General features: G+C 62.7%; 26 protein-coding genes and 1 pseudogene. 16 read left to right on the forward strand and 11 right to left on the reverse strand.

Annotated features, from left to right (window positions below; translation table 11 throughout):
- From GOQ28_RS05055 to GOQ28_RS05090, 8 genes and pseudogenes are all read left to right on the forward strand, one after another.
- Positions 1 to 98, forward strand: a pseudogene (locus GOQ28_RS05055) (ABC transporter ATP-binding protein); the annotation flags it as partial.
- A 735-nt stretch (positions 99 to 833) separates the two neighbouring features.
- The gene (locus tag GOQ28_RS05060; protein WP_160355692.1) at positions 834 to 3,200 is read left to right on the forward strand and encodes a bifunctional salicylyl-CoA 5-hydroxylase/oxidoreductase; all 2,367 of its coding nucleotides are present in this window, start codon (positions 834 to 836) and stop codon (positions 3,198 to 3,200) included.
- Positions 3,197 to 3,988, forward strand: coding sequence for an SDR family NAD(P)-dependent oxidoreductase (locus tag GOQ28_RS05065; protein WP_160351832.1), 792 nt, complete (start codon positions 3,197 to 3,199; stop codon positions 3,986 to 3,988). The genes GOQ28_RS05060 and GOQ28_RS05065 overlap by 4 nt, the downstream gene beginning before the upstream one ends.
- Before the next feature lie 50 nt (positions 3,989 to 4,038).
- Positions 4,039 to 4,896, forward strand: coding sequence for an enoyl-CoA hydratase family protein (locus GOQ28_RS05070; RefSeq protein ID WP_160355693.1), 858 nt, complete (start codon positions 4,039 to 4,041; stop codon positions 4,894 to 4,896).
- Between the two features lie 2 nt (positions 4,897 to 4,898).
- On the forward strand, positions 4,899 to 6,068 hold the full coding sequence (locus tag GOQ28_RS05075) for an acyl-CoA dehydrogenase family protein (RefSeq protein ID WP_160351841.1): 1,170 nt from the start codon (positions 4,899 to 4,901) through the stop codon (positions 6,066 to 6,068).
- A 44-nt stretch (positions 6,069 to 6,112) separates the two neighbouring features.
- Positions 6,113 to 7,753, forward strand: coding sequence for an AMP-binding protein (locus tag GOQ28_RS05080; protein ID WP_160351830.1), 1,641 nt, complete (start codon positions 6,113 to 6,115; stop codon positions 7,751 to 7,753).
- A gap of 8 nt (positions 7,754 to 7,761) precedes the next feature.
- Positions 7,762 to 8,253 carry an acyl-CoA thioesterase gene (locus tag GOQ28_RS05085; protein WP_160355694.1) on the forward strand — a complete coding sequence of 164 codons (492 nt, stop codon included), beginning with the start codon at positions 7,762 to 7,764 and terminating at the stop codon, positions 8,251 to 8,253.
- 18 nt (positions 8,254 to 8,271) lie between these two features.
- On the forward strand, positions 8,272 to 8,679 hold the full coding sequence (locus tag GOQ28_RS05090) for a RidA family protein (RefSeq protein ID WP_160355695.1): 408 nt from the start codon (positions 8,272 to 8,274) through the stop codon (positions 8,677 to 8,679).
- A 132-nt stretch (positions 8,680 to 8,811) separates the two neighbouring features.
- On the opposite strand, the gene hemL is transcribed toward GOQ28_RS05090, so the two are convergent.
- Genes hemL through thiD form a run of 3 tightly spaced genes read right to left on the reverse strand, consistent with a single transcriptional unit; the run spans position 8,812 to position 11,564 of the window.
- The gene (gene hemL / locus GOQ28_RS05095; RefSeq protein WP_160355696.1) at positions 8,812 to 10,095 is read right to left on the reverse strand and encodes a glutamate-1-semialdehyde 2,1-aminomutase; all 1,284 of its coding nucleotides are present in this window, start codon (positions 10,093 to 10,095) and stop codon (positions 8,812 to 8,814) included.
- 15 nt (positions 10,096 to 10,110) lie between these two features.
- Complete coding sequence (thiE, locus tag GOQ28_RS05100) at positions 10,111 to 10,767, reverse strand: thiamine phosphate synthase (RefSeq protein ID WP_160355697.1); 657 nt, start codon at positions 10,765 to 10,767, stop codon at positions 10,111 to 10,113.
- Positions 10,764 to 11,564, reverse strand: coding sequence for a bifunctional hydroxymethylpyrimidine kinase/phosphomethylpyrimidine kinase (thiD, locus tag GOQ28_RS05105; RefSeq protein WP_442862079.1), 801 nt, complete (start codon positions 11,562 to 11,564; stop codon positions 10,764 to 10,766). The genes thiE and thiD overlap by 4 nt, the downstream gene beginning before the upstream one ends.
- 169 nt (positions 11,565 to 11,733) lie before the next feature.
- Between thiD and GOQ28_RS05110 the strand changes: the two genes are divergently transcribed.
- From GOQ28_RS05110 to GOQ28_RS05125, 4 genes are all read left to right on the forward strand, one after another.
- Positions 11,734 to 11,898, forward strand: coding sequence for a rubredoxin (locus GOQ28_RS05110; RefSeq protein ID WP_160351825.1), 165 nt, complete (start codon positions 11,734 to 11,736; stop codon positions 11,896 to 11,898).
- A 73-nt stretch (positions 11,899 to 11,971) separates the two neighbouring features.
- The gene (locus GOQ28_RS05115; RefSeq protein WP_160351839.1) at positions 11,972 to 12,559 is read left to right on the forward strand and encodes a YqgE/AlgH family protein; all 588 of its coding nucleotides are present in this window, start codon (positions 11,972 to 11,974) and stop codon (positions 12,557 to 12,559) included.
- Positions 12,552 to 12,947 carry a Holliday junction resolvase RuvX gene (gene ruvX / locus GOQ28_RS05120; RefSeq protein ID WP_160351824.1) on the forward strand — a complete coding sequence of 132 codons (396 nt, stop codon included), beginning with the start codon at positions 12,552 to 12,554 and terminating at the stop codon, positions 12,945 to 12,947. The genes GOQ28_RS05115 and ruvX overlap by 8 nt, the downstream gene beginning before the upstream one ends.
- A gap of 28 nt (positions 12,948 to 12,975) precedes the next feature.
- Positions 12,976 to 13,722, forward strand: a complete 747-nt coding sequence (locus GOQ28_RS05125; RefSeq protein ID WP_160355698.1) for a lysophospholipid acyltransferase family protein — start codon at positions 12,976 to 12,978, stop codon at positions 13,720 to 13,722.
- Between the two features lie 125 nt (positions 13,723 to 13,847).
- On the opposite strand, the gene GOQ28_RS05130 is transcribed toward GOQ28_RS05125, so the two are convergent.
- From GOQ28_RS05130 to mpl, 8 genes are all read right to left on the reverse strand, one after another.
- Positions 13,848 to 14,687 carry a symmetrical bis(5'-nucleosyl)-tetraphosphatase gene (locus tag GOQ28_RS05130; protein ID WP_202109526.1) on the reverse strand — a complete coding sequence of 280 codons (840 nt, stop codon included), beginning with the start codon at positions 14,685 to 14,687 and terminating at the stop codon, positions 13,848 to 13,850.
- Positions 14,684 to 15,862: an LPS export ABC transporter permease LptG gene (gene lptG / locus GOQ28_RS05135; protein WP_160351822.1), complete on the reverse strand. Its 1,179-nt coding sequence runs from the start codon at positions 15,860 to 15,862 to the stop codon at positions 14,684 to 14,686. The genes GOQ28_RS05130 and lptG overlap by 4 nt, the downstream gene beginning before the upstream one ends.
- A 99-nt stretch (positions 15,863 to 15,961) precedes the next feature.
- Positions 15,962 to 16,696, reverse strand: a complete 735-nt coding sequence (gene mtgA, locus GOQ28_RS05140) for a monofunctional biosynthetic peptidoglycan transglycosylase (protein WP_160355699.1) — start codon at positions 16,694 to 16,696, stop codon at positions 15,962 to 15,964.
- Between the two features lie 6 nt (positions 16,697 to 16,702).
- Positions 16,703 to 17,563, reverse strand: a complete 861-nt coding sequence (gene aroE, locus GOQ28_RS05145) for a shikimate dehydrogenase (RefSeq protein ID WP_160351820.1) — start codon at positions 17,561 to 17,563, stop codon at positions 16,703 to 16,705.
- A 113-nt stretch (positions 17,564 to 17,676) separates the two neighbouring features.
- A complete protein-coding gene (locus GOQ28_RS05150; RefSeq protein ID WP_160355700.1) occupies positions 17,677 to 18,576 on the reverse strand; it encodes a TonB family protein in 900 nt (299 codons plus the stop codon).
- Positions 18,577 to 18,590: 14 nt separating this feature from the next.
- Positions 18,591 to 20,480 carry a ribonuclease catalytic domain-containing protein gene (locus GOQ28_RS05155; protein ID WP_160355701.1) on the reverse strand — a complete coding sequence of 630 codons (1,890 nt, stop codon included), beginning with the start codon at positions 20,478 to 20,480 and terminating at the stop codon, positions 18,591 to 18,593.
- Between the two features lie 115 nt (positions 20,481 to 20,595).
- The gene (locus tag GOQ28_RS05160; RefSeq protein WP_160355702.1) at positions 20,596 to 21,192 is read right to left on the reverse strand and encodes a YqiA/YcfP family alpha/beta fold hydrolase; all 597 of its coding nucleotides are present in this window, start codon (positions 21,190 to 21,192) and stop codon (positions 20,596 to 20,598) included.
- Positions 21,189 to 22,592, reverse strand: coding sequence for a UDP-N-acetylmuramate:L-alanyl-gamma-D-glutamyl-meso-diaminopimelate ligase (mpl, locus tag GOQ28_RS05165; RefSeq protein WP_160355703.1), 1,404 nt, complete (start codon positions 22,590 to 22,592; stop codon positions 21,189 to 21,191). The genes GOQ28_RS05160 and mpl overlap by 4 nt, the downstream gene beginning before the upstream one ends.
- A 68-nt stretch (positions 22,593 to 22,660) precedes the next feature.
- Between mpl and GOQ28_RS05170 the strand changes: the two genes are divergently transcribed.
- The 4 genes from GOQ28_RS05170 to accC all read left to right on the forward strand — a co-directional run bounded on the left by GOQ28_RS05170 (position 22,661) and on the right by accC (position 25,714).
- A complete protein-coding gene (locus GOQ28_RS05170) occupies positions 22,661 to 23,212 on the forward strand; it encodes a TlpA family protein disulfide reductase (RefSeq protein WP_160355704.1) in 552 nt (183 codons plus the stop codon).
- A gap of 142 nt (positions 23,213 to 23,354) precedes the next feature.
- Positions 23,355 to 23,789, forward strand: a complete 435-nt coding sequence (gene aroQ, locus GOQ28_RS05175; protein WP_160351814.1) for a type II 3-dehydroquinate dehydratase — start codon at positions 23,355 to 23,357, stop codon at positions 23,787 to 23,789.
- A gap of 117 nt (positions 23,790 to 23,906) precedes the next feature.
- A complete protein-coding gene (gene accB, locus GOQ28_RS05180; protein WP_160351813.1) occupies positions 23,907 to 24,359 on the forward strand; it encodes an acetyl-CoA carboxylase biotin carboxyl carrier protein in 453 nt (150 codons plus the stop codon).
- Between the two features lie 8 nt (positions 24,360 to 24,367).
- Positions 24,368 to 25,714 (forward strand): acetyl-CoA carboxylase biotin carboxylase subunit, encoded by a 1,347-nt coding sequence (accC, locus tag GOQ28_RS05185; RefSeq protein ID WP_160351812.1) that lies wholly within the window; start codon positions 24,368 to 24,370, stop codon positions 25,712 to 25,714.
- The last annotated feature ends 16 nt before the right edge of the window (positions 25,715 to 25,730 follow it).

Genomic DNA, 25,730 nt, shown 5'->3' on the forward strand with positions numbered 1-25,730 from the left:
ACCACGTGGTGTTGGAGCGGGGGCGCGTGGTTTGGACGGGGGATTCTGCGGCGTTGGATGGGGATCGGGGGGTTTGGGAGCGCTATCTGGGCGTGTGAGTGCGGGGTGTACCTGCGGCGCTCGTAGCTCGGGGGCTGTAGGTTTTGCATTGGCTGGGCTGTGCATGACTCGGCTTTATCTGTGTGGAGCGCTCGTGCCTCTTCTGGGGCGCGCTTCTTTCTGCTTGCCGTGGGCGTGGTTCTTTCTTTTGGCGTCGAGCCGAGGCACTCGGGCCGCGAGGGCTTCACAAAGCCGGTCCGGCGCCCGGGCGCCGGACACCGCGTCGCTCGTCTCGTCCGCGCCTTCGCGCTCCCTTCGACTTCCGCTCGCTCGGCTTTGAGGCGCCCTCGCGGCCCGATTGCCTCGACTCGACTCGCGTTGGCGCAGATTGGAGCGGCGTTGGGACGAATGGTGTGCTTGGCGTTTTGATGCAGCGCGTTCTGGGGATGGAAGATGGTGTGGGGCTGCTAATGGCGGGCGCCCTGCGCGCCCGCCATTAGCTATCGAATAGTTGAAGGGGAAGGGCTCGGTGCGGTGGCGTGCTGCGTCTCGTCTCGTTTCGGCTTGTCGCGCCGCGCCGTGTCGGGCGGTACGGTGCCGACGGCGAGTTTTGCGTCCGACATGCTGCTGTTGTCGTGGGATAGGCAGGTTCGTCGGCGCTTGTGCCGGGTAGGGCGGGGGGCTCTGTTCTTGTTTGAATGCTTGCGCGGGAAATTTTCAGGCTATATAGTTGAAGCCTAAACTAACTTGGTGCCCCGGCTTGCCGGGTGACTTTCCGGTCGCGGAGTGGTGTCATGAAAATTGTTTGCCTGGGCGGTGGCCCTGCCGGTCTCTATTTTGGGTTGCTGATGAAGCTGCAGAACCCAGAGAATGAGGTGACGGTGGTTGAGCGAAACCGGCCGTATGACACGTTTGGCTGGGGGGTGGTGTTCTCTGACGCGACGATGGATAACCTGCGTCAGGCGGACCCTGTTTCGGCGCAGACGATCGGGGACGCGTTTAATCATTGGGACGATATCGAAATTCACTTCAAGGGCGAAAGTATTCGCACGAGTGGTCACGGGTTTATCGGTATCGGACGCAAAAAGTTGCTGAACATCTTGCAGCAGCGCTGCGAAGATGTGGGCGTAAAGCTCGTGTTCGAAACGTTTGTGCAGGACGATCAGGCCGCCGCGCAGCAGTATGACGCGGATTTGGTGATCGCTTCGGACGGGTTGAATAGCCTGGTGCGCAAACGTTATGCGGATACTTTTCACCCGGATATCGACACGCGGCGCTGCCGGTTTGTGTGGCTGGGAACGACGAAGGTGTTTGATGCCTTTACGTTCGCGTTTGTGCAGACGGAGCACGGCTGGTTCCAAGCGCATGCGTATCGGTTCGAGGATGGACTGTCGACGTTTATCGTCGAGACGCCGGAGGAGACCTGGCAGGCGGCAGGCATCGGCGAGATGAGTCAGGAGGAAGGGATCGCCTTTTGCGAAAAGCTCTTCGCGCCGTGGCTGGACGGGCACAAGCTGATGAGTAACGCCGCGCATTTGCGCGGGGCGGCGATCTGGATTCAGTTTCCTCGCGTGATCTGCAATACCTGGGTGCGGTGGAATACGCTGCAGACGCCGCGCGGCGAACGACGGGTGCCCGTGGTGTTGATGGGAGATGCCGCGCATACGGCGCACTTCTCGATCGGGTCGGGGACGAAGCTGGCGCTTGAGGACGCTATCGAGTTGGCGCGGTGTCTGAAGGGGGCCGAAGGCGGTCTGGAACAGGGGCTGCAACACTATGAGGATGTGCGCAGCGTCGAGGTGCTGAAAATTCAGAACGCGGCGCGTAATTCAACGGAGTGGTTCGAAAACATCAAACGCTATGCGGATCTGGAGCCGGAGCAGTTTGCTTATTCGTTGCTGACGCGTTCGCAACGGATCTCGCACGAGAATCTGCGGCTGCGCGATCCGAAATGGTTGAACGGGTATGAGTTGCGGCTGGCGCAACGGGCGGCGGCGCAGGCCAATACCGAAGCGCCGGCAGAGGGCAACGCTGCGCCTTTGCCTATGCTCACGCCATATCGCGCGCGTAGCGTTACGTTGAAAAATCGCATTGTGGTCTCGCCGATGGCGATGTATTCGTGCGTGGACGGCGTGCCGGGTGAGTTTCATCTGGTGCACCTGGGCGCGCGCGCCTTGGGTGGCGCGGGGCTGGTGATGGTGGAGATGACATGTCCTTCGCCTGACGCGCGTATTACGCCGGGATGTCCTGGGCTGTGGAATGACGAGCAGGTCGATGCGTTTGCGCGCATCGTGGATTTTGTGCACGGACAGACAGACGCCTGCCTGGGTGTGCAGTTGGGGCATGCGGGGCGCAAGGGCTCGACGCAAGTTGGCTGGGAGCAGATGGATCATCCGTTGCCAACGGACAATTGGCCGCTGATGTCGGCGTCGCCGTTGCCGTATTTGCCGGGTATATCGCAAACGCCTCGCGCGATGACCCGCGAAGACATGGATCGCGTGCGCGATGATTTCGTGGCGGCGGCGCGGCGTGCGGCGAAGGCAGGTTTTTGCTGGTTGGAGTTGCACTGCGCGCACGGCTATTTGTTGTCCAGCTTCATCTCGCCGATCACCAATCAACGTGACGACGAATATGGTGGCACGCTGGAGAACCGCCTGCGTTATCCGTTGGAAGTATTCCGCGCGGTGCGCGAGGTGTGGCCCGAAAAGCTGCCGATGTCGGTGCGTATCTCCGCGCACGATTGGGTCGAGGGCGGCATCACGGCTGATGACGCGGTTGAGATCGCGCGCTATTTCAAGGCGGCCGGCGCCGATATGATCGACTGCTCTTCAGGTCAGGTTAGCCCGGATCAATCACCGGTGTATGGACGCATGTATCAAACTCCGTTCGCGGATCGCGTGCGCAATGAGGCCGGGATTCCCACTATTGCCGTGGGGGCCATCTTCGAGGCCGATCACGTCAACGGCATCATCGCATCGGGACGCGCGGATCTGTGCGCACTGGCGCGCCCACATTTGGCCGATGCGTCCTGGACGCTGCGCGAAGCGGCTCGCGTGGGCTATCGCGACACGGCTTGGCCCGTGCAGTACGCAGCGGGCAAGCGCCAACTGGAAACGAACTTCGAGCGTGCCGCGATGATGGCGCAAATGGATGCGAAATGAACGCAGTAAATAAACCCTTGGCCGGGCGGCATGCGCTGGTGACGGGCGGGGCTCGAGGCATCGGTCTGGCCTGCGCGCGTGCGCTGCAGCAGCGCGGCGCATCCTTGACCCTGCTGGGTCGGGACGCGGGAGCCTTGAATCAAGCGGTGGCCATGCTGGCCGGGGATGGTCGGGTGCACGCGGTGGTGGCTGACATCGCGGATGCGACCTCGGTGCAGGAGGCATTCGAGCTTGCCTTCAAGCAGGGCGGCGCGATCGATGTGCTGGTCAACAACGCGGGTCAGGCGGTCAGCCAGCGGTTTGAACGCACGGATGCGGCGCTGTGGCAGTCGATGATCGCGGTGAATTTGAACGGTACGTATCACTGCACGCAGGCCGTGCTGCCAGGCATGGTGGCGGCGGGCTGGGGACGCATCATCAACGTGGCCAGCACGGCGGGTCTTATCGGTTATCCCTACGTCAGCGCCTACTGCGCGGCGAAACACGGCGTGGTGGGCTTGACCCGCGCGTTGGCCTTGGAAGTGGCACGCAAGGGCGTGACAGTCAACGCCGTCTGCCCCGGATTCACCGAAACCGACATCGTGCGCGAAGCGGTGAACAACATTGTCAGTAAGACGGGCCGCACGCCAGAAGCCGCACGCGAAGAACTCGCCGCCCGCAACCCGCAGGGCCGTCTGGTGCAGGCCGAGGAAGTCGCGGAAACCGTGGCATGGCTGGCGTTGCCCGCTTCCTCGTCCATCAACGGTCAGGCGATCGCCGTCGATGGTGGCGAAGTGATGACGGGATAACACCTCGGCCCGCCCAAACATTACCCGGAATGCTCTAAGCAGGAGACATCATGAGTGCAGCGCCCCAGCAACATACGATGAAGCATCATCGTCGCCCCTACGCCGATTACGCGGCACGTACCTTTCTGTGGGAGGTGTCATCCGACGGCAAGGTGGCCACCATCACGCTGAATCGCCCTGAACGCAAGAATCCGCTGACTTTCGATTCCTACGCCGAGCTGCGCGACCTGTTTCGCGCGCTGTCGTATGCCACCGATATCAAGGTCGTTGTGGTGACGGGCGCGGGCGGCAACTTCTGCTCGGGCGGCGATGTCCACGAGATCATCGGGCCGTTGACGAAAATGAGCATGCCCGAACTGCTGGACTTCACGCGCATGACGGGCGATCTCGTCAAGGCAATGCGTGCTTGCCCACAGCCCATTGTGGCGGCGGTCGATGGGGTTTGCGCGGGCGCGGGCGCGATGATCGCGTTGGCTTCGGATATGCGCGTGGGCACGCCAGAAGCCCGCACGGCGTTTCTCTTTACGCGTGTGGGCCTGGCTGGCGCGGATATGGGGGCATGCAGCTTGCTGCCTCGCGTGATTGGCCAAGGGCGTGCTTCCGAGTTGCTATACACCGGTCGCGCCATGACGGCGCAAGAAGGGTCTCAGTGGGGATTTTTCAATAGTCTGCACGAGAGCGACGAGGTCCTCGCCGCCGCGCAGAAACTTGCCGCGCAACTTGCCGCGGGGCCCACGTTTGCCCATGGCGTGACAAAGAAATTGCTGCATCAGGAATGGAATATGGGCCTGGACGAAGCGATCGAGGCCGAGGCCGAAGCGCAGGCCATCTGCATGCAGACGCGCGATTTTCATCGGGCGTATGAGGCGTTTGTCGCCAAGCAAAAGCCCGTATTCGAAGGGGATTGAAGATGGCCGACACGTCGTGGCTGGACTGGCCGTTTTTTGACGATCGTCATCGTGAGATGGCGGCCGAACTCGAGGCGTGGTGCGTCGATGCGTTGGCCGATATCGATCATCACGATACCGACGCTGCCTGCCGGCATCTGGTCGCTGCGCTGGGCAAAGCGGGTTGGCTGCGCTATTGCGTGCCGTCCGGACCAGACCAGTCATGGGGTGGGGCATTGCCTCAAATCGATTCGCGCATGGTGTGCATCCTGCGCGAAACGCTGGCGCGCCATGAGGGGTTGGCGGATTTCGCGGCGGCGATGCAGGGGCTGGGCAGCGGGGCCATCGCATTGATGGGTTCGGATGAGCTGCGGCAGCGCTATTTGCCGCGTGTGGCGCGCGGCGAGGCTATCGCGGCGTTTGCCTTGTCGGAACCCGATGCCGGGTCGGATGTCGCGGCGCTATCGTGCTCGGCGCGGCTGGAGGGTGACCATTATGTGCTCGATGGGTCCAAGACCTGGATCTCGAACGGGGGCATTGCCGATTTCTATTGTGTATTCGCGCGCACCGGAGAGGCGCCTGGCGCACGGGGCATCACGGCATTCGTGGTCGATGCGGATACGCCCGGCTTGTCCGTGTCGGAGCGCATCGATGTGATCGCGCCGCACCCGCTGGCCACGTTGGTGTTCGACGAATGCCGCATTCCCGTCGCGCAACGGTTGGGCGAGCCAGGGCAGGGCTTCAAGCTCGCCATGATGACCTTGGATATTTTCCGGGCCTCGGTGGCTGCCGCCGCGCTGGGATTCGCGCGTCGCGCCCTGGATGAAGGGCTATCGCGCGCGCGCAGCCGTCATATGTTCGGCCAGACCCTCGCGGATCTGCAGATCACGCAGGCAGCGCTGGGGGATATGGCGACCGCCATTGATTCGGCCGCGCTGCTGACTTACCGCGCTGCATGGCTGCGCGATATCAAAGGCGTACGCACCACGCGCGAGGCCGCAATGGCCAAGATGGCCGCGACCGAGTCGGCTCAGGCCGTCATCGACCGGGCCTTGCAGATGTTCGGGGGTGCCGGTGTGGTGTCGGGCGTGCCGGTGGAAAAACTCTATCGCGAGATCCGCGCGCTGCGCATTTACGAAGGCGCCACCGAGGTTCAGAAACTCATCATCGCTCGAGAACTGCTTAAAGACTAGTTGAATCGCGATACCCGCGACGTAGCGCAAGTAAGGGGAAACACATGGAACACTCTGCTCACCAGGATACTTTTGCCCGAGACAATTTGCCGCCCGAGGAAGAGTGGCCCGAGTTTTTGCTCGATAGCCCGGATGTGAATTACCCGACGCGCCTGAACTGCGCGGCAGAGCTGGTCGATACCATCGTGATGCGCGGCCATGGCGACCGCATCGCGCTGCGTTGGCGCGAGGGCGACGAGCAGCGCACGATGACCTACATGGAACTGCGTTCGCTCAGCAACCGCATCGCGCATGTGCTGACCGAGGACATGCAATTGGTGCCCGGCAATCGCTTGCTCTTGCGCGGACCAAACAATCCCATGATGGCGGCGTCCTGGCTGGCGGCGATCAAAGCCGGGCTGGTGACGGTGCCCACCATGCCGTTGCTGCGCTCAAAGGAACTCAAGCAGATCATCGACAAGGCGCAAGTCAGCGCGATGCTGTGCGACGCGCGGCTGCGCGAGGAGGCCGAGTTCTGCCTGCAGCCCGAGCACGAGCACTATTGCGAATCGCTCAAGCAGGTTGTGGTGTTTAACGATGGCGGGCCCAAGTCGATGGATTCGCTGGCCGCCGACAAGTCAGATGACTTCGTTGTCTGCGACACGGCGGCCGACGATGTGTGCCTGATCGCGTTCACGAGCGGCACGACCGGCATGCCCAAAGGCTGCATGCACTTTCATCGCGATGTGCTGGCGATGTGCGATCTGTTCCCTCGTCATGTCATCAAGCCCAACGAAGACGATATCTTCTGCGGCACGCCGCCGCTGGCGTTTACGTTCGGCTTGGGCGGCTTGTTATGTTTCCCGCTGCGCGTGGGCGCCAGCGTGGTGTTGGCCGAGAAGCTGACGCCGGAAAGCCTGATGGAATTGATTCAGGATTTTCGCGCCACGATCGTATTCACGGCACCGACGTTCTATCGTCAAATGGCCGCGATCGCGAATCGCTACGACATTAGTTCGCTCAAGAAGAGCGTATCGGCGGGTGAAGCGCTGCCCGATGCGACGCGTCAGCTGTGGAAAAAGGCAACCGGTATCGAGATGATCGATGGTATCGGTGGCACGGAGATGATCCACGTATTTGTGTCCAGTGCGCCAGAAGAGGTGCGGCCCGGCGCGATCGGCAAGGTGGTTCCCGGCTATATCGCCTGCGTGGTCGATGACGACATGCAGCCGGTACCCAATGGCACGCCTGGTCGGTTGGCGATCAAGGGGCCCACCGGATGTCGCTATCTGGCCGATGAACGGCAACGGCGCTTTGTGCAGCAGGGCTGGAATCTGCCAGGCGATACGTTTATTCAGGACGACGATGGCTATTTCTTTTATCAGGCGCGCAATGACGACATGATCGTGTCGGCCGGCTATAACATCGCGGGCCCTGAGGTCGAGGATGCGCTGTTGCGGCACGAAGCGGTTGCCGAATGTGGGGTGGTGGGCGCACCGGATGATGAGCGCGGTCAGATCGTCAAGGCGTTCGTGGTGCTCAAGCCAGATTTTGAGGCGAACGCAGAGATGGTGAAGACTTTACAGTCGTTTGTGAAAGCGACGGTGGCGCCATACAAATATCCGCGTGCAATCGAGTTTGTGGAGGCATTGCCGCGAACCGAGACGGGCAAGCTGCAGCGATTCGCGTTGCGGCAAAGAGCGTGAGACGGCTTATGTCGCGAGAGTTGTCCGATCGCAGTGGCACATCAGAAGGCGCGCCTTTTGTCAGTCAGGTCGATGTGCGGTTTCGACATTGCGATCCGGCGGGCATCGTGTTTTATCCGCGCTATTTCGAGATGATCAATGACTTCGTCGAGGAATGGTTCGCGAATGGCCTGGGTGTGTCGTTTCACGAGCTGCATGCGGTTCGCCATATCGGCACGCCGCTGGCTTCGGTGCAGTGCGATTTCTCGGCGCCTAGTCGGTGGAATGAGACTTTGCGTCAGGAGTTACGTGTGCTGCGCATAGGCGGGGCTTCGATTAACGCGGAGGTGCGCTTTTCGGGTCCTACGGGGGATCGGCGGCTGACGGCGCGCTTGACGATAGTCACGGTGGATCTGCATAGCATGCGTTCGACGGCGATGCCTGCGGATTTGCGGGAACGCACGCGGGCTTATGTGGTGTCGGCCGCGGACGATGGAGCCGGCGATGATGGTGGTTTTTAATTAGAGGATGGAGTCCCAATGAATATCTTGCAACCGTCTGATTGGTTGGCGCCGCGTGGTTATTCGAACGGGGTGATGACGGAGTTGGCTGTGGGCGACCGGCTGGTGTTTGTCGGGGGTCAGGTCGGCTGGAATGGTCAGCAGCAGTTCGAGACGGATGATTTTGCCGAGCAGGTGCGGCAGGCGTTGGTGAATATCGTTGAGATATTGGCCGAAGGGGGGGGCAAGCCTGAGCATATTGTGCGGATGACCTGGTATGTGAAGAACAAGCAGGAGTATGTGGCGGCTTATCCGGCGATTGGGAAGTACTACCGGGAGGTCATCGGGCGGCACTTTCCGTCGATGAGTGCGGTGGAGGTGGCGGATCTGGTGGAGGATCGCGCTAAGGTGGAGATCGAGGTTACTGCTGTGATTCCGGCGGCTTGATCTTTTGCTTGATTTCTCGGCCGCTTGGTTTGGGGCGGTTGGAGTCTTTAAAACGTCGGCGCGGGGCTGGGTTCGGACACGCGCTTGCTGAGGTCTCGGCGGTGCACCGCACCGCGGGCGGTTGATGCCGACTTATTGTTGAAGTGTCTTGAACACGGCTTCGGCCGCGTCCAGCGTGGCGTCGATGACGCTGTCGTCGTGCGTGGCGGAGACAAAGCCGGCTTCGAATGCCGACGGCGCGAAATGTACGCCATGGTCCAGCATGCCGTGGAAGAACTTCTTGAATGCTTCGACGTTGCTGTCCGAAACTTCGGCGAACGAGGTGGGTACGGTGTCGCGGAAGTACAAGCCGAACATGCCGCCAATGGCGTCGGCCGCGAACGGGATGTTGGCGGCTTGGGCGCGCTCGCGCAGGCCGTCGGTCAGGCGCTGGGTCTGCGCGGCGAGGCGGTCGTAAAAGCCCGGTTCGCCGATCAGGCGCAAGGTGGCGAGGCCGGCTGCGACGGCTACGGGGTTGCCGGACAGGGTGCCGGCTTGATAGACGGAGCCCAGCGGCGCCAGGTGGGCCATGATGTCGGCGCGGCCGCCCAGGGCGCCGACGGGCATGCCGCCGCCGATGACTTTGGCCAGGGTGGTGAGGTCGGGTTTGATGCCGGTCAGGCTCTGTACGCCTTGCGGGCCGACGCGGAATCCGGTCATGACTTCGTCGAAAATCAGCACGGCGCCATGCTGGGTGCACACATCACGCAAGCCTTGCAGGAATCCCTCGACCGGTTTGATCAGGTTCATGTTGCCGGCGATGGGCTCGACGATGACACAGGCGATGTCCTTGCCGTGCTCGCTAAAGGCGGCCTGGACGGCGGTCAGGTTGTTGTATTCCAGCGTGAGGGTGTGGGACACAAATTCTGGCGGCACGCCGGCGGAGCTGGGATTGCCCAGGGTCAGCAAGCCGGAGCCGGCTTTGACGAGCAGGCTGTCGGAGTGGCCGTGGTAGCAGCCCTCGAATTTGACGATCTTGGCGCGGCCGGTCGCGCCGCGCGCGAGCCGGATGGCGGTCATGGTGGCTTCGGTGCCGGAGCTCACCAGGCGCACTTGGTCCAGCGAGGGCAGGCGTTGAATCAGGGTTTCGGCCAGCTCGACTTCGGCGGCAGTCGGGGCGCCAAAGGACAGGCCGTTCAGTGCGGCTTCGCGCACCGCTTCGATGACCTCGGGATGGGCGTGGCCGAGAATAGCCGGGCCCCAGGAGCCGACGTAGTCGATATAGCGGGTGTCTTCCTCGTCCCACACGTAGGGGCCCTCGGCGCGCTTGATGAAACGCGGGGTGCCGCCCACGGACCGGAAGGCGCGGACGGGCGAGTTGACGCCGCCAGGGATGCTGCGGCAGGCACGTTCAAAGAGTTGGGCGTTGGTCGACATGGCGAAACCGAAGGTTTAAGGGTTAAAGGCAGCGGCGCAGGTACGCGCAGCGGCCAGGATGTCGGGGGCTTCGAAAAGCCCGGTGATGACGGCGATGCTGTCGGCGCCAGCGCTTGCCACCTCAGGGGCGCGCGCCGGGGTAATGCCTCCGATGGCGACCACGGCGGCCCGCCGGGCAGACTGGCCGGCATGCGCGGTCGCGAGGTCGCGCGCTTGTGCCAGAAGACCGAGCGGCGCCTGCACGGCTTGTGGCTTGGTCGGGGAGACGTACACCGCGCCAAAGGCAATGTAGTCAGCGCCCGCCTCCAGCAATTGACGCGCGCGATCCAGTTCGTTGTAGCACGAAGCGCCGAGCACGAAATCCGCGCCGGCGGCCGCACGCGCTTCGGCCAGATCGCCGTCGTCGCGGCCCAGATGCGCGCCATCGGCACCCACCTCCAGCGCGAGCCGCCAATGATCGTTGACGAGGAACACCACACCCAGCTCGCGGCATAGCGGCGCCAGCGCGCGCGCTTGTTCCGCGCGTTGTTGCGCACTGGCGTTCTTGCGGCGCAGTTGCAGCGCCCGCATGCCGCCCTCAGCGGCGGCACGCACGGCGGCCAGCAATCGGTCGGTGTCATCCCATTCGGGCGTCACGCCGTACAGGCCAGACGGAAAACGTAAGGTCGTCATTGGGTTCCCAATCGATTCGGAATACGGCGGCCCATGCCGGGCAGGAAAGCGGTTGCCAGTACGCCTTCGGCGTAATGCAGCGCTTGCTCAACGGCTTTGGGCATTTCCAGGCCCTGGGCCAGCATCGCGGCGGCGGCCGTTGCCGCCACGCCGCCCGTGTCGGCGTTACGCTCCGGAGGAGCCTGCCAGGGCCAGCTGGCGGTCTGGCCGCCGGGGCCGAGCAGCACATTGGCGTGATGACCGGGACGCACCGGGGCCCCCAGCACCAGTACCCACTGGGCGCCGGCGGCGGCGAGGGCGTGCATGGGCGTGGCCGCCTCGCCCAGGTCAATCTCGCCATCGGCATGCCATTGCGCGAGCCGCATATGCTCGATTACCACCAGATCCGTCTGAGGCAGCACCAATTCCAGCGTGGCGGCCAACAGGTCTTGCGCATCGTCTTCGGCGGCGACGTCCTCGGCCACCAGGCCGCGCGGGCCCAGGTGCAGCACCAGCGGCACCTGACTATAGTCCGCGGCGATCTGAGCGACGACACTGGCGGTCTCGGCGGTGTAAATTCCACCGACTTTGATCGCCTGCACGGGCATGTCTTCGAGCAGGCAGCGCGCCTGGTCGTCGATCAGGTCGGGCGGCACGGGATGGATGTCCTCGATGGCGGCCGTGTCCTGCACGGTGAGGGCGGTCGCCGCGGCCAGGCCGTGGCAGCCCAGGCGGGCGCTGGTCACGGCATCGGCGGGTAGCCCGTCGGCGCTTGTGGGGTCAACCGGCCCGAAAATCAAGATAAGAGGGGGAGTCACGGAGTCACATGCTGCGGGTGTAGCGGTTTTTTTACCCGGCTGCGCGCGGCAAATCGGGCAACCGCTATTGGGTTTCGGTAAGATGACCCCATTCTAATGGATGCGACCTGCGGTTTGCCCGTCGCGGGCGGGTTGGGTCGCCACTTGATGTCATAGAGAATAGACAATTATGCGTACTTGGATGTGTTTGATTTGTGGTTGGGTCTACGACGAAGAGGCCGGCCTGCCGGATGAGGGGATCCCACCGGGCACCCGTTGGGAAGACGTACCGCCGAACTGGGTCTGTCCCGAGTGCGGCGCGCGCAAGGAAGACTTCGAACTGACGGAAATCTGATCGTGACGGCGGCTCTGCCGCCGCACATCACCCCTTGGGGGATGACATGACCGACGACAACACCGATTTCACGATGGACGACGCAAGCGACACGCCGTCCGAGGCGCCGGCCACGGATTTTTCCAATCAGTTCCTGATCGCCATGCCGCAGATGGTAGAGGGCAATCTGGCGGGCACCGTCATTTACATTTGCGAGCACACCCAGCGGGGCGCGTTGGGCCTGGTGATCAACCGGCCAACCGACCTTACGCTGGAGGGGCTGCTCGAGCGCATTGATCTCAAACTGGAAATCCAGCCCACCCGCGAAACCCCTGTGTTTTTCGGTGGGCCAGTTCAGACAGATCGCGGATTCGTGCTGCACGCGCCGGCCGGCGACTATACCTCCAGCATCAAGCTGGGCGATATGGCGCTCACCACATCACGCGACGTGCTGCAGGCCGTCGCCGAAGGGCGCGGCCCCGAGCGCTTGCTGGTCACGCTGGGTTACGCCGGCTGGGGCGCGGGACAACTCGAGAGCGAGATGGCACAGAACGCCTGGCTTAACGTCAGCGCGGACGCCACCGTGATTTTCGATGTGCCGCCCGAGGACCGTTATCCCGCCGCGATGAAGCTGTTGGGAATCGACCCGGTCATGCTGGCCACTGGTGCGGGGCATGCCTGAGGAAACCCTGCTGGCCTTTGATTTCGGCGAGAAAAAAATCGGCATTGCCATCGGCAACACGCTGACCCGACAGGCACGCCCGTTGGAGATTATTTTCTCCGAGGAGCGCGCCGTGCGTTTCGGGCGCATCGCGGCGTTGCTCGAGGAATGGCATCCCCAGCGCGTCGTTGTCGGTCTGGCACTGGCCAGCGATGGCGGCGATCAGCCGGCGACCGCGCGTTGCCGGCGGTTTGCCAACCAGCTCAACGGTCGGTTCGGCCTGGATGTGGTGCTGGTCGACGAACGCGGCTCCAGCATGGAAGCGCAGGAGCTCCTGGGCACGAACGCGCCTGACGACGCCATGGCGGCGGCGGTCATCCTGCAACGGTATCTCGACGCGCTGCCCTGAAGGCAGCCGTCCCGGAGCCCTGAATTTGTTGTTATTAAAACTCCCGCTCATCCTCGTGCGCCTCGTGATCGTGGTGCTCTGGATTTTTAGCGGCCTGTTCTGTGTCGCGCTGATATTTCCCTTTATCTCCCGTCGCGCGCGCGCCCATATCAACCGTGCCTGGTCGCGTCGGCTGATGGCTTTTTGCGGCATCCGCATTCGTGTCAGTGGCCGACCGCTATTGACCGGCCCCGCGTTGTGGGTCGCCAATCACGTGTCGTGGATCGACATCTTCGTGCTGAACTCCGTGCGCGCGAATGCCTTTATCGCCAAGAGCGAAATCCGCCGCTGGCCGTTGATCGGCTGGCTGGTGGCGGGCGCGGGGACGTTGTTCATCGAGCGCGGCCAGCGCAACGCCGTGCAGGCCATGGCCGAGTTGGTGCGGGCGCGGTTCGACCAGGGCGAAGCTGTCGGCCTCTTTCCCGAGGGCACCACCAGCGAAGGCGAGACCGTACAGCCTTTCCATGCCAGTCTTTTTGAACCGGCGCGCGCCGCGGGTGTGCCCGTGCAGCCGGTGGTGTTGCGCTTTCTGCATCAAGGTCGACGCAGTGCGTTGGCCGCCTTTGTCGGCGAAGAAACGCTGGCCGCTAACCTGTGGCGCGTACTGGGTGCCACCGGACTGGCGGTCGAAGTCGAATTCATCGATCCGTTACCTATGCAACGCGCCGACGGCACGCCGCTGTCGCGGCCGGAACTGTCGCGGCATGCGCGTGAGGCGATCGTGGCACGGCTGTAATCACCCAGATCCCGGTGCGCCCCGGTCCTGTGGGCGCACTCAGGTCGTACGGGTCGCCGGATATTTCCGCCTATTGACGTGACTTTCTATCCGCCAAAAGCCCGGTCAGAACCAGCCAGAATGCATTAATCAGCGAGCGGGTCGCGGGCTTGCTCGCACGTGATCTGCACGATCTTGCGATCCTGCAAGCGCATGGCGGTCAGCTGCCCGCCCCACACACATCCCGTATCCAGGCAGATGACGTCCGGGCGCACCGTCAACCCCAGGGTGGACCAGTGGCCGAACACCACCGTCACATCGCGTGTCTGCCGCTCCGGCACATCGAACCAAGGCACCAGACCCGCCGGCCAGGCGCCAGGGGCGACCTTGGTCTTGAATTCCATCTCGCCGTCGGGCTTGCACAGGCGCATGCGGGTCAACGCATTGATGATGACGCGCATGCGTTTGCCGCCTTTTAACTCGTCATCCCACTGCGCCGGCTCATTGCCGTACATTTTGTCCAGCGCCTTTTTCCATTTCGGGCCCCGCAGCCGGTTCTGGATTTCCTCGGCCAGCGCAAGGGTTTTGGCGACATCCCACTTGGGTAGCGCGCCGGCATGCACGAGCAGATGCCCCTGTTCGAAATGGGCAAGCGGCCGATGGCGCAGCCAGTCAATCAGTTCATCGGCATCGGGCGCGTTCAAAATGTCGTCGATGGTGTCCGATTTCGACGGCTTACGCACGCCGGCTACGACCGCCAGCAGATGCAGGTCATGATTGCCCAGCACCGACACGGCGCGGTCGCCCAGCGCCATGATGCGCCGCAGGCTCGCCAAGGAAGCGGGTCCACGATTGATCAGATCCCCCGCAAACCAGAACCGGGCCTCTGGCTCCGTGGCGATATCCGGGTGCGCCAATAACCGGTCCAACGGCGAGCAGCATCCCTGCACGTCGCCGATCATCCAAATACTGCTGCCTGCGCTCATACCGGGGTTTTCCTCCAGGGCCATCGTGTTTGTATCAGGCGCGAGGTGACGTGCCGATACTCCATCAGCGATAGCGCGCCCAGAGCGATCAACACCGCGCCGAGATTCGGACCCAAGGCCGTCAACCAGGCCGGCCAGCGGCTCAGCATCCCTACGTTCAGCGCCAGCTGATTCAGCATGAAAAAGCCTACGCCCAGCAATATGCCGATAAACACCTTGGCGCCCACGCCGCCACGCCGCGTCTGCATGAAGCTGATCGGCGCCGCGATCGTGATCATCACGAAAAGCGTAAAGGGATAGGCCACCTTGCGCCACAGCGCGACCACCTGCCGGCTGGCATCAAGCTGGTTGTGATGCAAATAATCGATGTAGTCGAGCAGCGTGCTGACCGACATGCGTTCCGGCGTCAGCACGCGCGCCATCAGCCGGCTGGCGCTCAACGTGGTATCCAGCTCGCGTTGAGGCAGTTTGGTCACCTCGGCCGGCGGTCGGGCCGGGGGCTTGGCATTGGCCAAGGCCTGTGCGGCTTCTTTATCCAGATGCGTTTCGGTGACGTCATGCAGGACGAGTTTGTCCTCGGTAAAGGTGCCGTTGGCCGCCGTCGACAGGCTCGCCAACGTCAAGCCGGGCTCGAATTCATATAGCGTGACACCCTCCACATTGCCATTGGCCAACAGCTTGGCGATGTTGATGATGCGCGTGCCATTATCCCGCGTCGGTTCCTTGAACCAATAGCCGCTATCCATCCGCGCGCCGCTGGCCTTGCCCCGGAACATCAGGCTGGCTTCGCCGCTTTTGATCTCGGCTGCCGGTGTCACGAATTCCGACAGTAGCGTCGCGCCTATGACCAGCGGGATGGTGACGATCCACAGCATGCCCAATAGCCGCATCCCGCTGACGCCGGACACGCGCAAGATCACCAGTTCATTACGCTGCGCCAACCCGGCCAGCGCCAGCACCGCGCCGATCAGCAATCCGATCGGCAGCAAATCATAGAGGCGGGTGGGCAACGCGAGCGCCTGCATATACAGCAGGGCAAGCATGCTGAACTTATCCCCCACATTGTCCAGGTCATCGACCAGCGCGAAGAACGTAAATAACCCCAGCAGGGCCAGCAGGACCACTGCACAGGAGCGATAGATTTCGCGGGCCAGATATCGGCGGGCTGTACGCATGAAAAAGTCGCGTGGCAAGGCGCGTAAACATGAAAGCTTACCAAAATCGATCGTGTACTAGACGCGGCCTCGCGATCGGTATGGCAAGCTTCCCGTGGGTTAGGGGATCTCGACCAGCTGCATGCGCCGGGTAAGGGTATGGGTACGCGAATTCAGATAGCGGGTCGTGCGGTGCTTGTCGTAATAGCGCGGGTTAGGCAGCATCGCCGCCAGGCGCGCCGCTTGCGAGGCGCTCAGCCCGCCGGCGTGGGTCTTATAGTAATGCCGCGCCGCCGCCTCGGCGCCGAACACGCCTTCGCCCCATTCCGCCACATTCAGATAGAGCTCCAGAATGCGCTGTTTGGACATGACATGCTCGATCATATAGGCCAGCACCAGTTCCTGCCCCTTGCGCAGATAGCTGCGCGAGCTCGACAGGAACAGGTTCTTCGCCAGCTGCTGCGTGATGGTCGAGCCGCCACGCATCTTGGATCCGCCGCTTTCGGAGGCGCGCTGGTTGTATTCCCAAGCCTTGCGAATCGCCTCCCACTCCACGCCGTCGTGCCCGACGAAATTGGAGTCTTCCGAAGCCACCACCGCACGCTTGAGCGTGTTGCTGATCTTGTCGTAGGGCACCCACTGATATTGCAGTTGCGCATCGGGATTCGTTTCGCGCAGGCGCGACAGCTCCTGGCGCATGATGGCGCTGCTGCCCGGGTCGCGATAGGCGTACCAGACGACTTGGCAGAACAGCCACAGCTGGACCAGGATCAACAGGCACAGCAGGGCGAGCAGGCCGGCGCCAATCACCCGGCCCCAGCGTATCCGATGCAGCGTCGTGCTCCGTGTCGCCATTGGCGATCAGCCTTCGGCCAGCAGCGCCGCGCGCAACGTCGTCAATACCGGCGCGGGATCGGGTCGCACCCCGTGCCAGATCCAGAAGCTCTCCGCCGCCTGGGCGACCAGCATGCCCAGGCCGTCGGCGGTACGGGCCGCGCCTTCGGCGCTGGCTTGCTGCATGAAAGGCGTGGGCATGGCCGCATACATCATGTCGTAGGCCAATGCGTCATAGGCATACAGCCCGCGCGGTAACTGTAGCGGCGCGCCCTGCAAGCTGCTCGCCGTCGCGTTGATGACGACATTCCAGCCGCCCTCGATCATGGCGTCATTCAAACCACCTGCTGTTACACGGGTCGCGCTTTGCTTAGCGGCCGACCAGGTCGTCACCAACTCCTCTGCGCGCGCCACGGTGCGGTTGATGATGTGGATGTGCGAGCACCCCTGTTCCGCCAGCGGCTGCAGCACCCCACGCGCAGCGCCGCCCGCGCCGATCAACAGCACGCGCGCGCCAGCGAGCGTCACGCCCAGGCGCTGCAAATCGCTCACCAACCCCACGCCATCCGTATTGCAGCCATGCCAGGCATTGTCTTGCCACCACAGCGTATTGACCGCGCCCGCCAGACGCGCGCGTTCGCTCAAGTGATCTCGCGCGAGCGCGTAGGCTTCCGATTTAAAAGGCACCGTGACATTCATCCCCAGCCCGCCTTGTTCGCGAAACGCCTCGACGGTCGGAATAAATCCATCGATAGGCGCCAGCAGCGGCTCGTATTGCAAAGGCGTGCCCGTCTGCGCCGAAAACTGCGCGTGAATATACGGCGAGCGGCTATGGGCGACCGGATTGCCGATCACGGCATATCGGGGCAGCGAGCTGGTCGAAGTCATCTGGGATGTCCGAAGTGTTGGTTATGAGGCCCAAGCCCACGCACGCGCCAAGCCGGTCTGGCAGACCAGGCTCCGCGACCCTTACGCGGGCCCAACGATAGCTTACGAAAATATCATGGCGCCTGCGTCTGTAAACCGTCATTCACAAACTGCCAGGTCCGGGTAATTACTAATAAGTCGGTGTCTTTGACGATTTCAGGGGGCAATGGCGGGAAGGGCGCGGCCAGCTGAACGATACGCCGCGCGGCCTGATTGAGCACCGCATGCACCGAGGGCTGATCGATCGTCACCGATTCCACACTGCCATCCGGCCGTATCGCCACGGTCAGTTGCAGTGAACCATAGAGGCGTCCGCGTGCCTCTTCCGGGTAATGGCGCGTGCCCAGCGCTTCGATCCGCGCGCGCCAGCTATCCAGATAGGCCGCGTACGGCGAGGCCTGCGCCGAGGGCGCGACAAAAGTCTTGCGGGGCAGGGCGTTATAAGCCTGTACGCGCGCGGCCAACGCGGCGATTTGCGCGTTTTGCACGATGCCGGGTTGCTCGTGCACGTCTTCGCCCTCCACGGTGGCATCCGGCCAGGGATAAACCGGCTGACGCTCCGCGCCGACCGTGGCCTGCGCCTGCAGCCGCGTCAATAGCCGCAATTGTTCCGCCTCCAATTGCGCCTGGCGCTTGCGCATGGCTTGCAGCACGACGGTTTCGGCCGATTCGCCAGTGCGCGGCAGCGGAGTCGTGGCGATCCCTTGATCGGCGTTGCCGCCACCGTCGACCTGGTGTTGTGCGACGACTTGCGGTCGCGCGGGCGCGAGTGTCGTGCGCGCATTAACCAGGGTGATTTCCAGCGGCGCTGACGCCACCGGACGCGGAGCCGGATCACTCCAACGCAATGCCAGCACACCCGCGTGCACCAGCAGCGAGATCGCGATCGCGATCCGCAAATAATGCTGAGCGGGCGCGCTTATCCATCGCAGCCACCCGCCTCGCGTCGAGGGAAAATCATCCAGGCGTCGCACAGCCGCATTGTAGGTCAGGCCTGTTCGGCCGGACCCACATAACGGCAGTCCACCTCCAGCGCCAGCTCGTCAAACCCGAGCAGGTCCAGCTCCACCGCCGCGCCGCGTTCCAACTCCGGCAGGCCGCCCACGCGCGTCACCAGCGGCGCATTGCTAAAGCGCACCAGATCATCACGCAGCACATGCGCGACCACGCGCCTAATGCCCTGTTGTTGCAGCCAGCGCAGGCACCAGTAACGCTCCATCGTGTTCTGGAAATCGTTCCATGCGGCATACTGGGCATCAAACGCCCCGATAATCGCGAACAGATCCGCGTCGCGCGGCTTGAACGGCGCCACCAGGCGCGCCGACACGCCATGTTCGACAGCCGCGATCAGCTGCCATTGATTGACCAGATCCACATACCGGCGCAGCGGCGACGTGCACCAGGCGTATTGCGGCACGCCGATGGCCTCGTGCGGCAAGGCTTGCGTGCTCATGCGCACGCGGCCTGCCTGCTGCGAGCGGTAAATACCCGGCACGCCGTGCTGGTGCAGCAAGCCGCCCCACAAATTGTTGGCCAGAATCATGTATTCGGCCACCAGGCGGTCCAACGGCGCATTGCGCTGGCGCGGCACCAGCCGCACCGGGGTGTCCGGATCGTCCGGGTTGCCGTCCAGATAAAAGCTGTATTCCACCCGGGTGTTGTTCTCGGCCTTGCCGCGCACGGCGTCGCGTTGTGCCGACAGCGACTTCGCCAGTTGCCACAGCGGACGCAGCCAGTCGCTATACGGCAATTCCGAGTCCGGGTCGTCCAACGCCGCCTCGGTCACCTGGCCATCCAGATCATTGTGGCGCAGGTTGGCCTTCAGCACCACGCGCTCGACCCGTGTCTCAGATTCGCCGATTTCGCCCGTCGCCGGGTCGGCCGTGACATACAGCGATAGCGCCGGCACTTCACGGCCCGCGTCCAGCGAAAATGCCTCGATCACGTTATCCGGCTGCATCGGGATTTTTTCACCCGGCATGTAGACGGTGGACAGCCGCGCGCGAGCCAGCTTATCCAGATCACTCTCGCGGGTAACCGACAAGCCAGGGGCGGCCACGTGAATCCCGACGCGGATGCGCCCATCGTCCAGGCGCTTGACCGACAAACCGTCGTCGATTTCCGTCGTGGTGATATCGTCGACCGAGTAAATCTCGGCGTCCGACAGCGGCAACTCGCGGTCCAGCGCGGGAATCTGCACGTCAGGAAAGCCCGTGCCACGCGGGAAATAGGTCGCCAGAAAGCGCCGTTTGTGCAAGGCCAACGCATGCGGCCAGGCACCCAGCTCCAAGAGCAGCCGGTCCGGCGATTTGTGCAGCCGTGCGCAGGCGGCATCCAGCGCCTTCCATTGCTGGCTGTTTTTATCCGGGCGGATCAACAGGCTCTCGGCCACCGCGGCGATTTCCTCGGGCAAGCGGCCTTCGGCCATCTCGTCGACCCAGCGTTGCTGCTGTTCGGCCTGCTTCTGCTTTTTCTCCAGGGCGGCCAGGGCCGCCTCCAGGATATCCGGAGGCGCCGGGCGATACATGCCTTTGCCGCGCCGATGGAAATAGGCCGGCGCGCTATGCAGGCGCATCAACACCGCCGTGCGCTCCACGGCGGTGGGCGTATGCCCGTAGTAGTCGGCGGCCAGGGCCGCCGCGTCGAACTCTTCTTGCGGGGCGCATTCCCACAGAAACTGCAGATCCAGCGTCTCGGCGTCCGCAGCGGCTTGCGTCAGCAGCGCCGAAGGCGCGGGGTCCGCGAAGGTAAACAGCACGTTCGCTCGCTTGAGCTTGCTGCGCTTGCCCGACTCGGCCTCGACCTGCAGGCTGGCGTCGGTCTCCGACAGGATGTGGCCAGCTTTGAAACCGCCGTCTTCTTCGTAAAGCACGTACATAAATTAGTCCATCGAGGGCGCGGCGTGCGCGCAGGGCATGTCGGTCAGGGTCTCCAAGCCGGCCTCGCGGCGGGCGGCGGCAGAGGGCCTTTCTATTAGTGAGTGAATCGGGAACTTAGTTGGGGGCAGATTGAGCGAAATCCAGGACTTCGGGCAACCATTGCGCAAAATCGGACAGTCCGTGGTCGCTGCCAGGGATAATTCGCTGACGGCATCTGGCGAAACGATCCCGCATCTCGCGCCAATCCAGTACCTCGTCGCCCGTGGCGGCGATCAGGAAATACCGGTCAGGCTGCGTGACGGCAGGGACATAGGCCGCGCGCAGCTCATCCACATATTCCGGCCGAAACTCCATCGGCGCGTCGGAATGATACATGCGATGCGACCCGACCTGGGTCGCGAGATCGCGCGCGGCTTCGACGGCGGGATTCAATAGCACCGCTTTGCAACCCAGCTGCTCGGCCAGCCACGTCGCATAGTAGCCGCCGAGAGAGGAGCCAATCACCGTCAGTTCGCGCGGCGAACTTGCCGTCTCGAGCTGACGTCGCGCGAGCGTCATCGATAACTCGAGCGCCTCGCGCGGGCTGACAGGTAGTTGCGGGCATTGCCAATCGCGTTCGCCCGTCAATCCTTGGGCGGCCAGCGCCTCGGCCATCAGGCGCGCTTTAAAAGACTGCGGCGACGAGCGGAAACCATGTAAATACAAAATCATCGTGCGTTCTGTCCCGAGACGTTCGCCTCAGTGTCCTTGCGTGCCAATGCGGCTAGCAGCTTTCCATGCACCCCGCCAAATCCGCCATTGCTCATCACCAGCACGTGGTCGCCCGGGCGGGCCAGCCGCGTGACCGCCGCCACCAGTGCGTCCAGATCATCATAGCAATCGACCCGATCGCCCAGCGGCGCCAGCACTTCGGCCGGATTCCAGCCCAGCGCGTGCTTGCCCGCCCGCGCGCCGAAGCAAAACACATGGTCGGCGGCGCTCAACGCGCCCGGCAATCGTGCCGCCATCGCGCCCAGCTTCATGGTGTTCGAACGCGGCTCCAGTACCGCCAGGATCCGCGCATCGCCCACCTGCCGGCGCAGACCCGCCAGCGTCGTCTCGATCGCGGTCGGGTGGTGAGCAAAATCGTCGTAAACCTTCACCCCATGTTCGGTGCCGCGCAGCTCCATCCGACGTTTCACCCCGCCAAAGCGGGTGAGCGCCTCGATGCCCACAGCCGGCTCGACGCCCGCATGCTCGGCCGCCGCCAGCGCCGCCAGGGCGTTGTCGCGATTGTGCTCGCCGGTGAGCGTCCAGCCTACGGTGCCTAGCGTTCGCCCCTGGCGGATGACCTCGAAATGACCCTCTTCATTCACGGGGCCCGCCTGCCACTCGCCCTCACGGCCAAAACTCACGGTTTCCGACCAGCATCCGCGCGCGATCACGCGATCCAGCGCCTCGGACTGCGCGGGACGTACGATCCGGCCCTGTCCGGGAATTGTGCGCACCAGGTGATGGAACTGCGTTTCGATTGCCGCCAGATCCGGAAAGATATCCGCGTGATCGTATTCCAGGTTATTCAATATGGCGGTGCGCGGACGATAGTGCACAAACTTCGATCGTTTATCGAAAAACGCCGTGTCATATTCATCGGCCTCGATCACGAACGGGCGTATCGCCGGGTCATAGCGCGCCGACACTTTTAGATCGTTGGCCACGCCGCCAATCAGGAAGTTGGGCCGCAGGCCCGCCGCCTCGAGAATCCAGGCAAGCATCGAACTCGTCGTCGTCTTCCCATGCGTGCCCGCCACCGCCAGCACGTGCGCGCCCGGCAGGACGTTATCGCCCAGCCATTGCGGGCCCGACACATAGCGTGCGCCACTATTCAAAATGGCTTCCATCAGCGGGTTGCCGCGCGAGACCACATTGCCAATGACATAGAGATCGGGATTGAGCGACAACTGATCGGCATCGTATCCCTCGATCAAATCGATGCCTTGCTCGGCCAATTGCGTACTCATGGGTGGGTACACCGCGGTGTCGCAACCGGTGACGCGATTGCCCGCCGCGCGCGCGATCAACGCCAGTCCGCCCATGAAAGTGCCGCAAATACCCAGAATGTGCAGGTGCATAGATGTTCTCCTGTCCGCATTGTAGAGGCTGCCCGCCCGATGTTTCCTCGCGAGGTTATGATCGCGTCATGAATCGTCGCTTCTTTCTCTATACAGGCGCCGCCGTCGTGGCGGCAGCGGCTGGCGGCCTGGCCTACCGCCGCACTCTTTCCCCCACGGACACTTCCGACGGGCAAACTTCGTCGCGCGTCTCGGCAGCCGATGCCGAGGCACTGCTGTGGAATCTGAAGCTGCCTGATCTGGACGGAGCCACCCAGCGACTGGATCAGTGGCGTGGACGCGCCGTGGTGATCAATTTTTGGGCAACCTGGTGCGCACCTTGCGTGAAAGAGATGCCAGAACTTCAATCCCTGCACGAAAAATATCCTTCTGTGCAGTTTGTCGGAATTGGCATCGATAAAGTCGAGAAAATGCGCGAATTCGTGCAGAAAATCCCAGTATCGTATCCATTGCTCGTCATGGGTTCCGACGGGATCGATACACTGCGTAAACTCGGCAACGCGGCGGGGGGCTTGCCATTTACCGTCATTTTGCAAGCAGATGGCGGCATTAGTCGCAAAATACTGGGGCAGATCCAATATGAGGATTTAGATCGCAGTTTGCAATCACTCAGCACCTAATCGGCATGCCCGCACGGGATTGCCGGAAACCGCCTTATTCGCCGCGCCTATTGGACAAATACTAGGAATAAGCGTAAAAAGGCGGTTTATTGATCGTTTTGCCGACACATTGAGTGTCTGGTTTTTCGGCGCGACCCGATCCATGGCGCAACACATCCTGGTACTGCACGGCCCCAACCTGAACCTCTTGGGTTTACGCGAGCCTCATATTTACGGCAGTCTCACACTGGCGCAAATCAACCAGGAGCTGGAGTCTTTGGCTCGGGAGCTTGGCGTCGGACTCACCGCCTGGCAAAGCAATCACGAAGGCGCATTAGTTGATCGCATTCAGGCTGCACGCCAGGATGGAACCGACTTTATCGTCATCAATGCCGCTGCCTATACGCACACCAGCGTCGCCGTGCGCGATGCGCTGGCGGCAGTCGCGATCCCTTTTATTGAAGTACATTTGTCGAACCTGTATAAACGCGAACCTTTCCGGCAGCACTCTTATCTGTCAGATCTGGCTATCGGGCTTATCAGCGGCCTGGGCGCAGACGGCTATGCCGCTGCGGTACGCTACGCGGCCCGGCATTAGCGGGCTTTGCGGGCCGGGCTCGGCATGATGGCTTCGGTCTTTTATTTATCTCACTCATACACTGATGCAGCGCAGCTCTGATGTCGCGCTGCGAACATTAATCGGGAAGCAGCTTCTATGGATCTCCGAAAACTTAAGACCCTGATCGACCTGGTGGCTGAATCGGGCATCGCCGAGCTTGAAATTACCGAAGGCGAAGGCAAAGTTCGCATCGTTAAGTTCTCGCAAACGGTCCAGCCCGTGGCCTACCATGCGCCCGAGGCTGCTCCCGCAGCCGCGCCCGTGGCCGCGGCGCCTGCCGCTGCCCCCGCGCCGGAAGCCGCTCCGGTGGTGCAAGGCCATGTCGTCAAGGCCCCGATGGTCGGCACCTTCTACCGCTCGCCCAATCCGGGTGCTGCTCCCTTCGTGGACGTCGGCCAGACCGTCAAGGAAGGCGACGCCCTGTGCATCATCGAAGCGATGAAGCTCCTGAACGAAATCGAAGCCGATAAATCCGGCGTCATCAAAGAGATTCTCGTCGAGAATGGCGAGCCCGTCGAATACGGTCAACCGCTGTTCGTTATTGGCTAATTGCACCTATGTTTGAAAAAATCCTGATCGCCAACCGCGGCGAGATCGCGCTGCGCATTCAACGCGCTTGCCGCGAGCTCGGCATCAAGACGGTGGTCGTGCACTCCGAGGCCGATCGCGACGCGAAATACGTACGCCTGGCAGACGAGTCCGTGTGTATCGGGCCGGCTCCCTCGCGTGACAGCTACCTCAGCATGCCCGCCATCATCTCGGCGGCCGAAGTGACCGACGCCGAGGCTATCCACCCCGGCTACGGCTTCCTGTCGGAAAATGCTGATTTTGCGGACCGCGTCGAGAAAAGCGGCTTCGTGTTCATCGGCCCGCGTCCCGAAACCATCCGCCTGATGGGCGATAAGGTCAGCGCCAAGCGCGCCATGATCGAGGCCGGCGTGCCGGTCGTGCCCGGCTCGGAAGGCGCATTGCCTGACGATCCCAAGGAAATCGTGCGCATCGCGCGCGAGATCGGCTATCCGGTCATCATCAAAGCGGCAGGTGGTGGCGGTGGGCGTGGCATGCGCGTGGTCTATACCGAAGCCGCGCTCGTCAACGCCGTCACCATGACGCGATCCGAGGCAGGCGCGGCCTTCAACAACCCCGAAGTCTACATGGAGAAATTCCTCGAGAATCCTCGCCATGTGGAAATCCAGGTACTGGCAGATGGCGGCCGCAACGCCGTATGGCTGGGCGAGCGTGACTGCTCCATGCAGCGCCGTCACCAGAAAGTCATCGAGGAAGCCCCCGCACCCGGCATCGCGCGTCGCGCGATTGAGCGCATCGGCGACCGCTGCGCCGACGCTTGCCGCAAGATGGGCTACCGTGGCGCCGGCACCTTCGAGTTCCTGTACGAAAACGGTGAGTTCTATTTCATTGAAATGAACACCCGTATTCAGGTGGAACACCCGGTGACCGAGTTGATCACCGGCGTGGACCTGGTGCAGCAACAGATTCTCATCGCCGCGGGCGAAAAATTCCTGCTGCGTCAGCGCGATATCCAGTTCAAGGGCCATGCCATTGAGTGCCGGATCAACGCCGAGGATCCGTTCCGCTTCGTGCCCAGCCCTGGCCGTATCACCAACTGGCACACGCCGGGCGGCCCCGGTGTGCGTATCGATTCGCACGTGTTCAACGGCTATTTCGTGCCGCCAAACTACGACTCGATGATCGCCAAGGTCATCACGTATGGCGACACCCGTGAACAGGCGCTGGCTCGTATGCGCATTGCGCTGTCCGAGATGGTGGTCGAGGGTATCTCCACCAACATTCCGTTGCATCGCGAATTGCTGCAAGACGCCCGCTTCATCGAGGGCGGCACCAGCATTCATTATCTAGAGCACAAGCTGGCCCAGCGCCCTTGATGCCAGGGGGGCCCAC

Source organism: Bordetella sp. 02P26C-1 (assembly GCF_009763255.1).
Taxonomy (GTDB): Bacteria; Pseudomonadota; Gammaproteobacteria; order Burkholderiales; family Burkholderiaceae_B; genus Bordetella_A.

Bases quoted from the DNA above. Each gene is read 5' to 3' on its own strand.
- GOQ28_RS05060 (WP_160355692.1), top strand. From the start codon at position 834: ATGAAAATTGTTTGCCTGGGCGGTGGCCCTGCCGGTCTCTATTTTGGG.
- GOQ28_RS05065 (WP_160351832.1), top strand. From the start codon at position 3,197: ATGAACGCAGTAAATAAACCCTTGGCCGGGCGGCATGCGCTGGTGACG.
- GOQ28_RS05070 (WP_160355693.1), top strand. From the start codon at position 4,039: ATGAGTGCAGCGCCCCAGCAACATACGATGAAGCATCATCGTCGCCCC.
- GOQ28_RS05075 (WP_160351841.1), top strand. From the start codon at position 4,899: ATGGCCGACACGTCGTGGCTGGACTGGCCGTTTTTTGACGATCGTCAT.
- GOQ28_RS05080 (WP_160351830.1), top strand. From the start codon at position 6,113: ATGGAACACTCTGCTCACCAGGATACTTTTGCCCGAGACAATTTGCCG.
- GOQ28_RS05085 (WP_160355694.1), top strand. From the start codon at position 7,762: ATGTCGCGAGAGTTGTCCGATCGCAGTGGCACATCAGAAGGCGCGCCT.
- GOQ28_RS05090 (WP_160355695.1), top strand. From the start codon at position 8,272: ATGAATATCTTGCAACCGTCTGATTGGTTGGCGCCGCGTGGTTATTCG.
- hemL (WP_160355696.1), bottom strand. From the start codon at position 10,095: ATGTCGACCAACGCCCAACTCTTTGAACGTGCCTGCCGCAGCATCCCT.
- thiE (WP_160355697.1), bottom strand. From the start codon at position 10,767: ATGACGACCTTACGTTTTCCGTCTGGCCTGTACGGCGTGACGCCCGAA.
- GOQ28_RS05110 (WP_160351825.1), top strand. From the start codon at position 11,734: ATGCGTACTTGGATGTGTTTGATTTGTGGTTGGGTCTACGACGAAGAG.
- GOQ28_RS05115 (WP_160351839.1), top strand. From the start codon at position 11,972: ATGGACGACGCAAGCGACACGCCGTCCGAGGCGCCGGCCACGGATTTT.
- ruvX (WP_160351824.1), top strand. From the start codon at position 12,552: ATGCCTGAGGAAACCCTGCTGGCCTTTGATTTCGGCGAGAAAAAAATC.
- GOQ28_RS05130 (WP_202109526.1), bottom strand. From the start codon at position 14,687: ATGAGCGCAGGCAGCAGTATTTGGATGATCGGCGACGTGCAGGGATGC.
- lptG (WP_160351822.1), bottom strand. From the start codon at position 15,862: ATGCGTACAGCCCGCCGATATCTGGCCCGCGAAATCTATCGCTCCTGT.
- mtgA (WP_160355699.1), bottom strand. From the start codon at position 16,696: ATGGCGACACGGAGCACGACGCTGCATCGGATACGCTGGGGCCGGGTG.
- aroE (WP_160351820.1), bottom strand. From the start codon at position 17,563: ATGACTTCGACCAGCTCGCTGCCCCGATATGCCGTGATCGGCAATCCG.
- GOQ28_RS05155 (WP_160355701.1), bottom strand. From the start codon at position 20,480: ATGTACGTGCTTTACGAAGAAGACGGCGGTTTCAAAGCTGGCCACATC.
- GOQ28_RS05160 (WP_160355702.1), bottom strand. From the start codon at position 21,192: ATGATTTTGTATTTACATGGTTTCCGCTCGTCGCCGCAGTCTTTTAAA.
- mpl (WP_160355703.1), bottom strand. From the start codon at position 22,592: ATGCACCTGCACATTCTGGGTATTTGCGGCACTTTCATGGGCGGACTG.
- GOQ28_RS05170 (WP_160355704.1), top strand. From the start codon at position 22,661: ATGAATCGTCGCTTCTTTCTCTATACAGGCGCCGCCGTCGTGGCGGCA.
- aroQ (WP_160351814.1), top strand. From the start codon at position 23,355: ATGGCGCAACACATCCTGGTACTGCACGGCCCCAACCTGAACCTCTTG.
- accB (WP_160351813.1), top strand. From the start codon at position 23,907: ATGGATCTCCGAAAACTTAAGACCCTGATCGACCTGGTGGCTGAATCG.
- accC (WP_160351812.1), top strand. From the start codon at position 24,368: ATGTTTGAAAAAATCCTGATCGCCAACCGCGGCGAGATCGCGCTGCGC.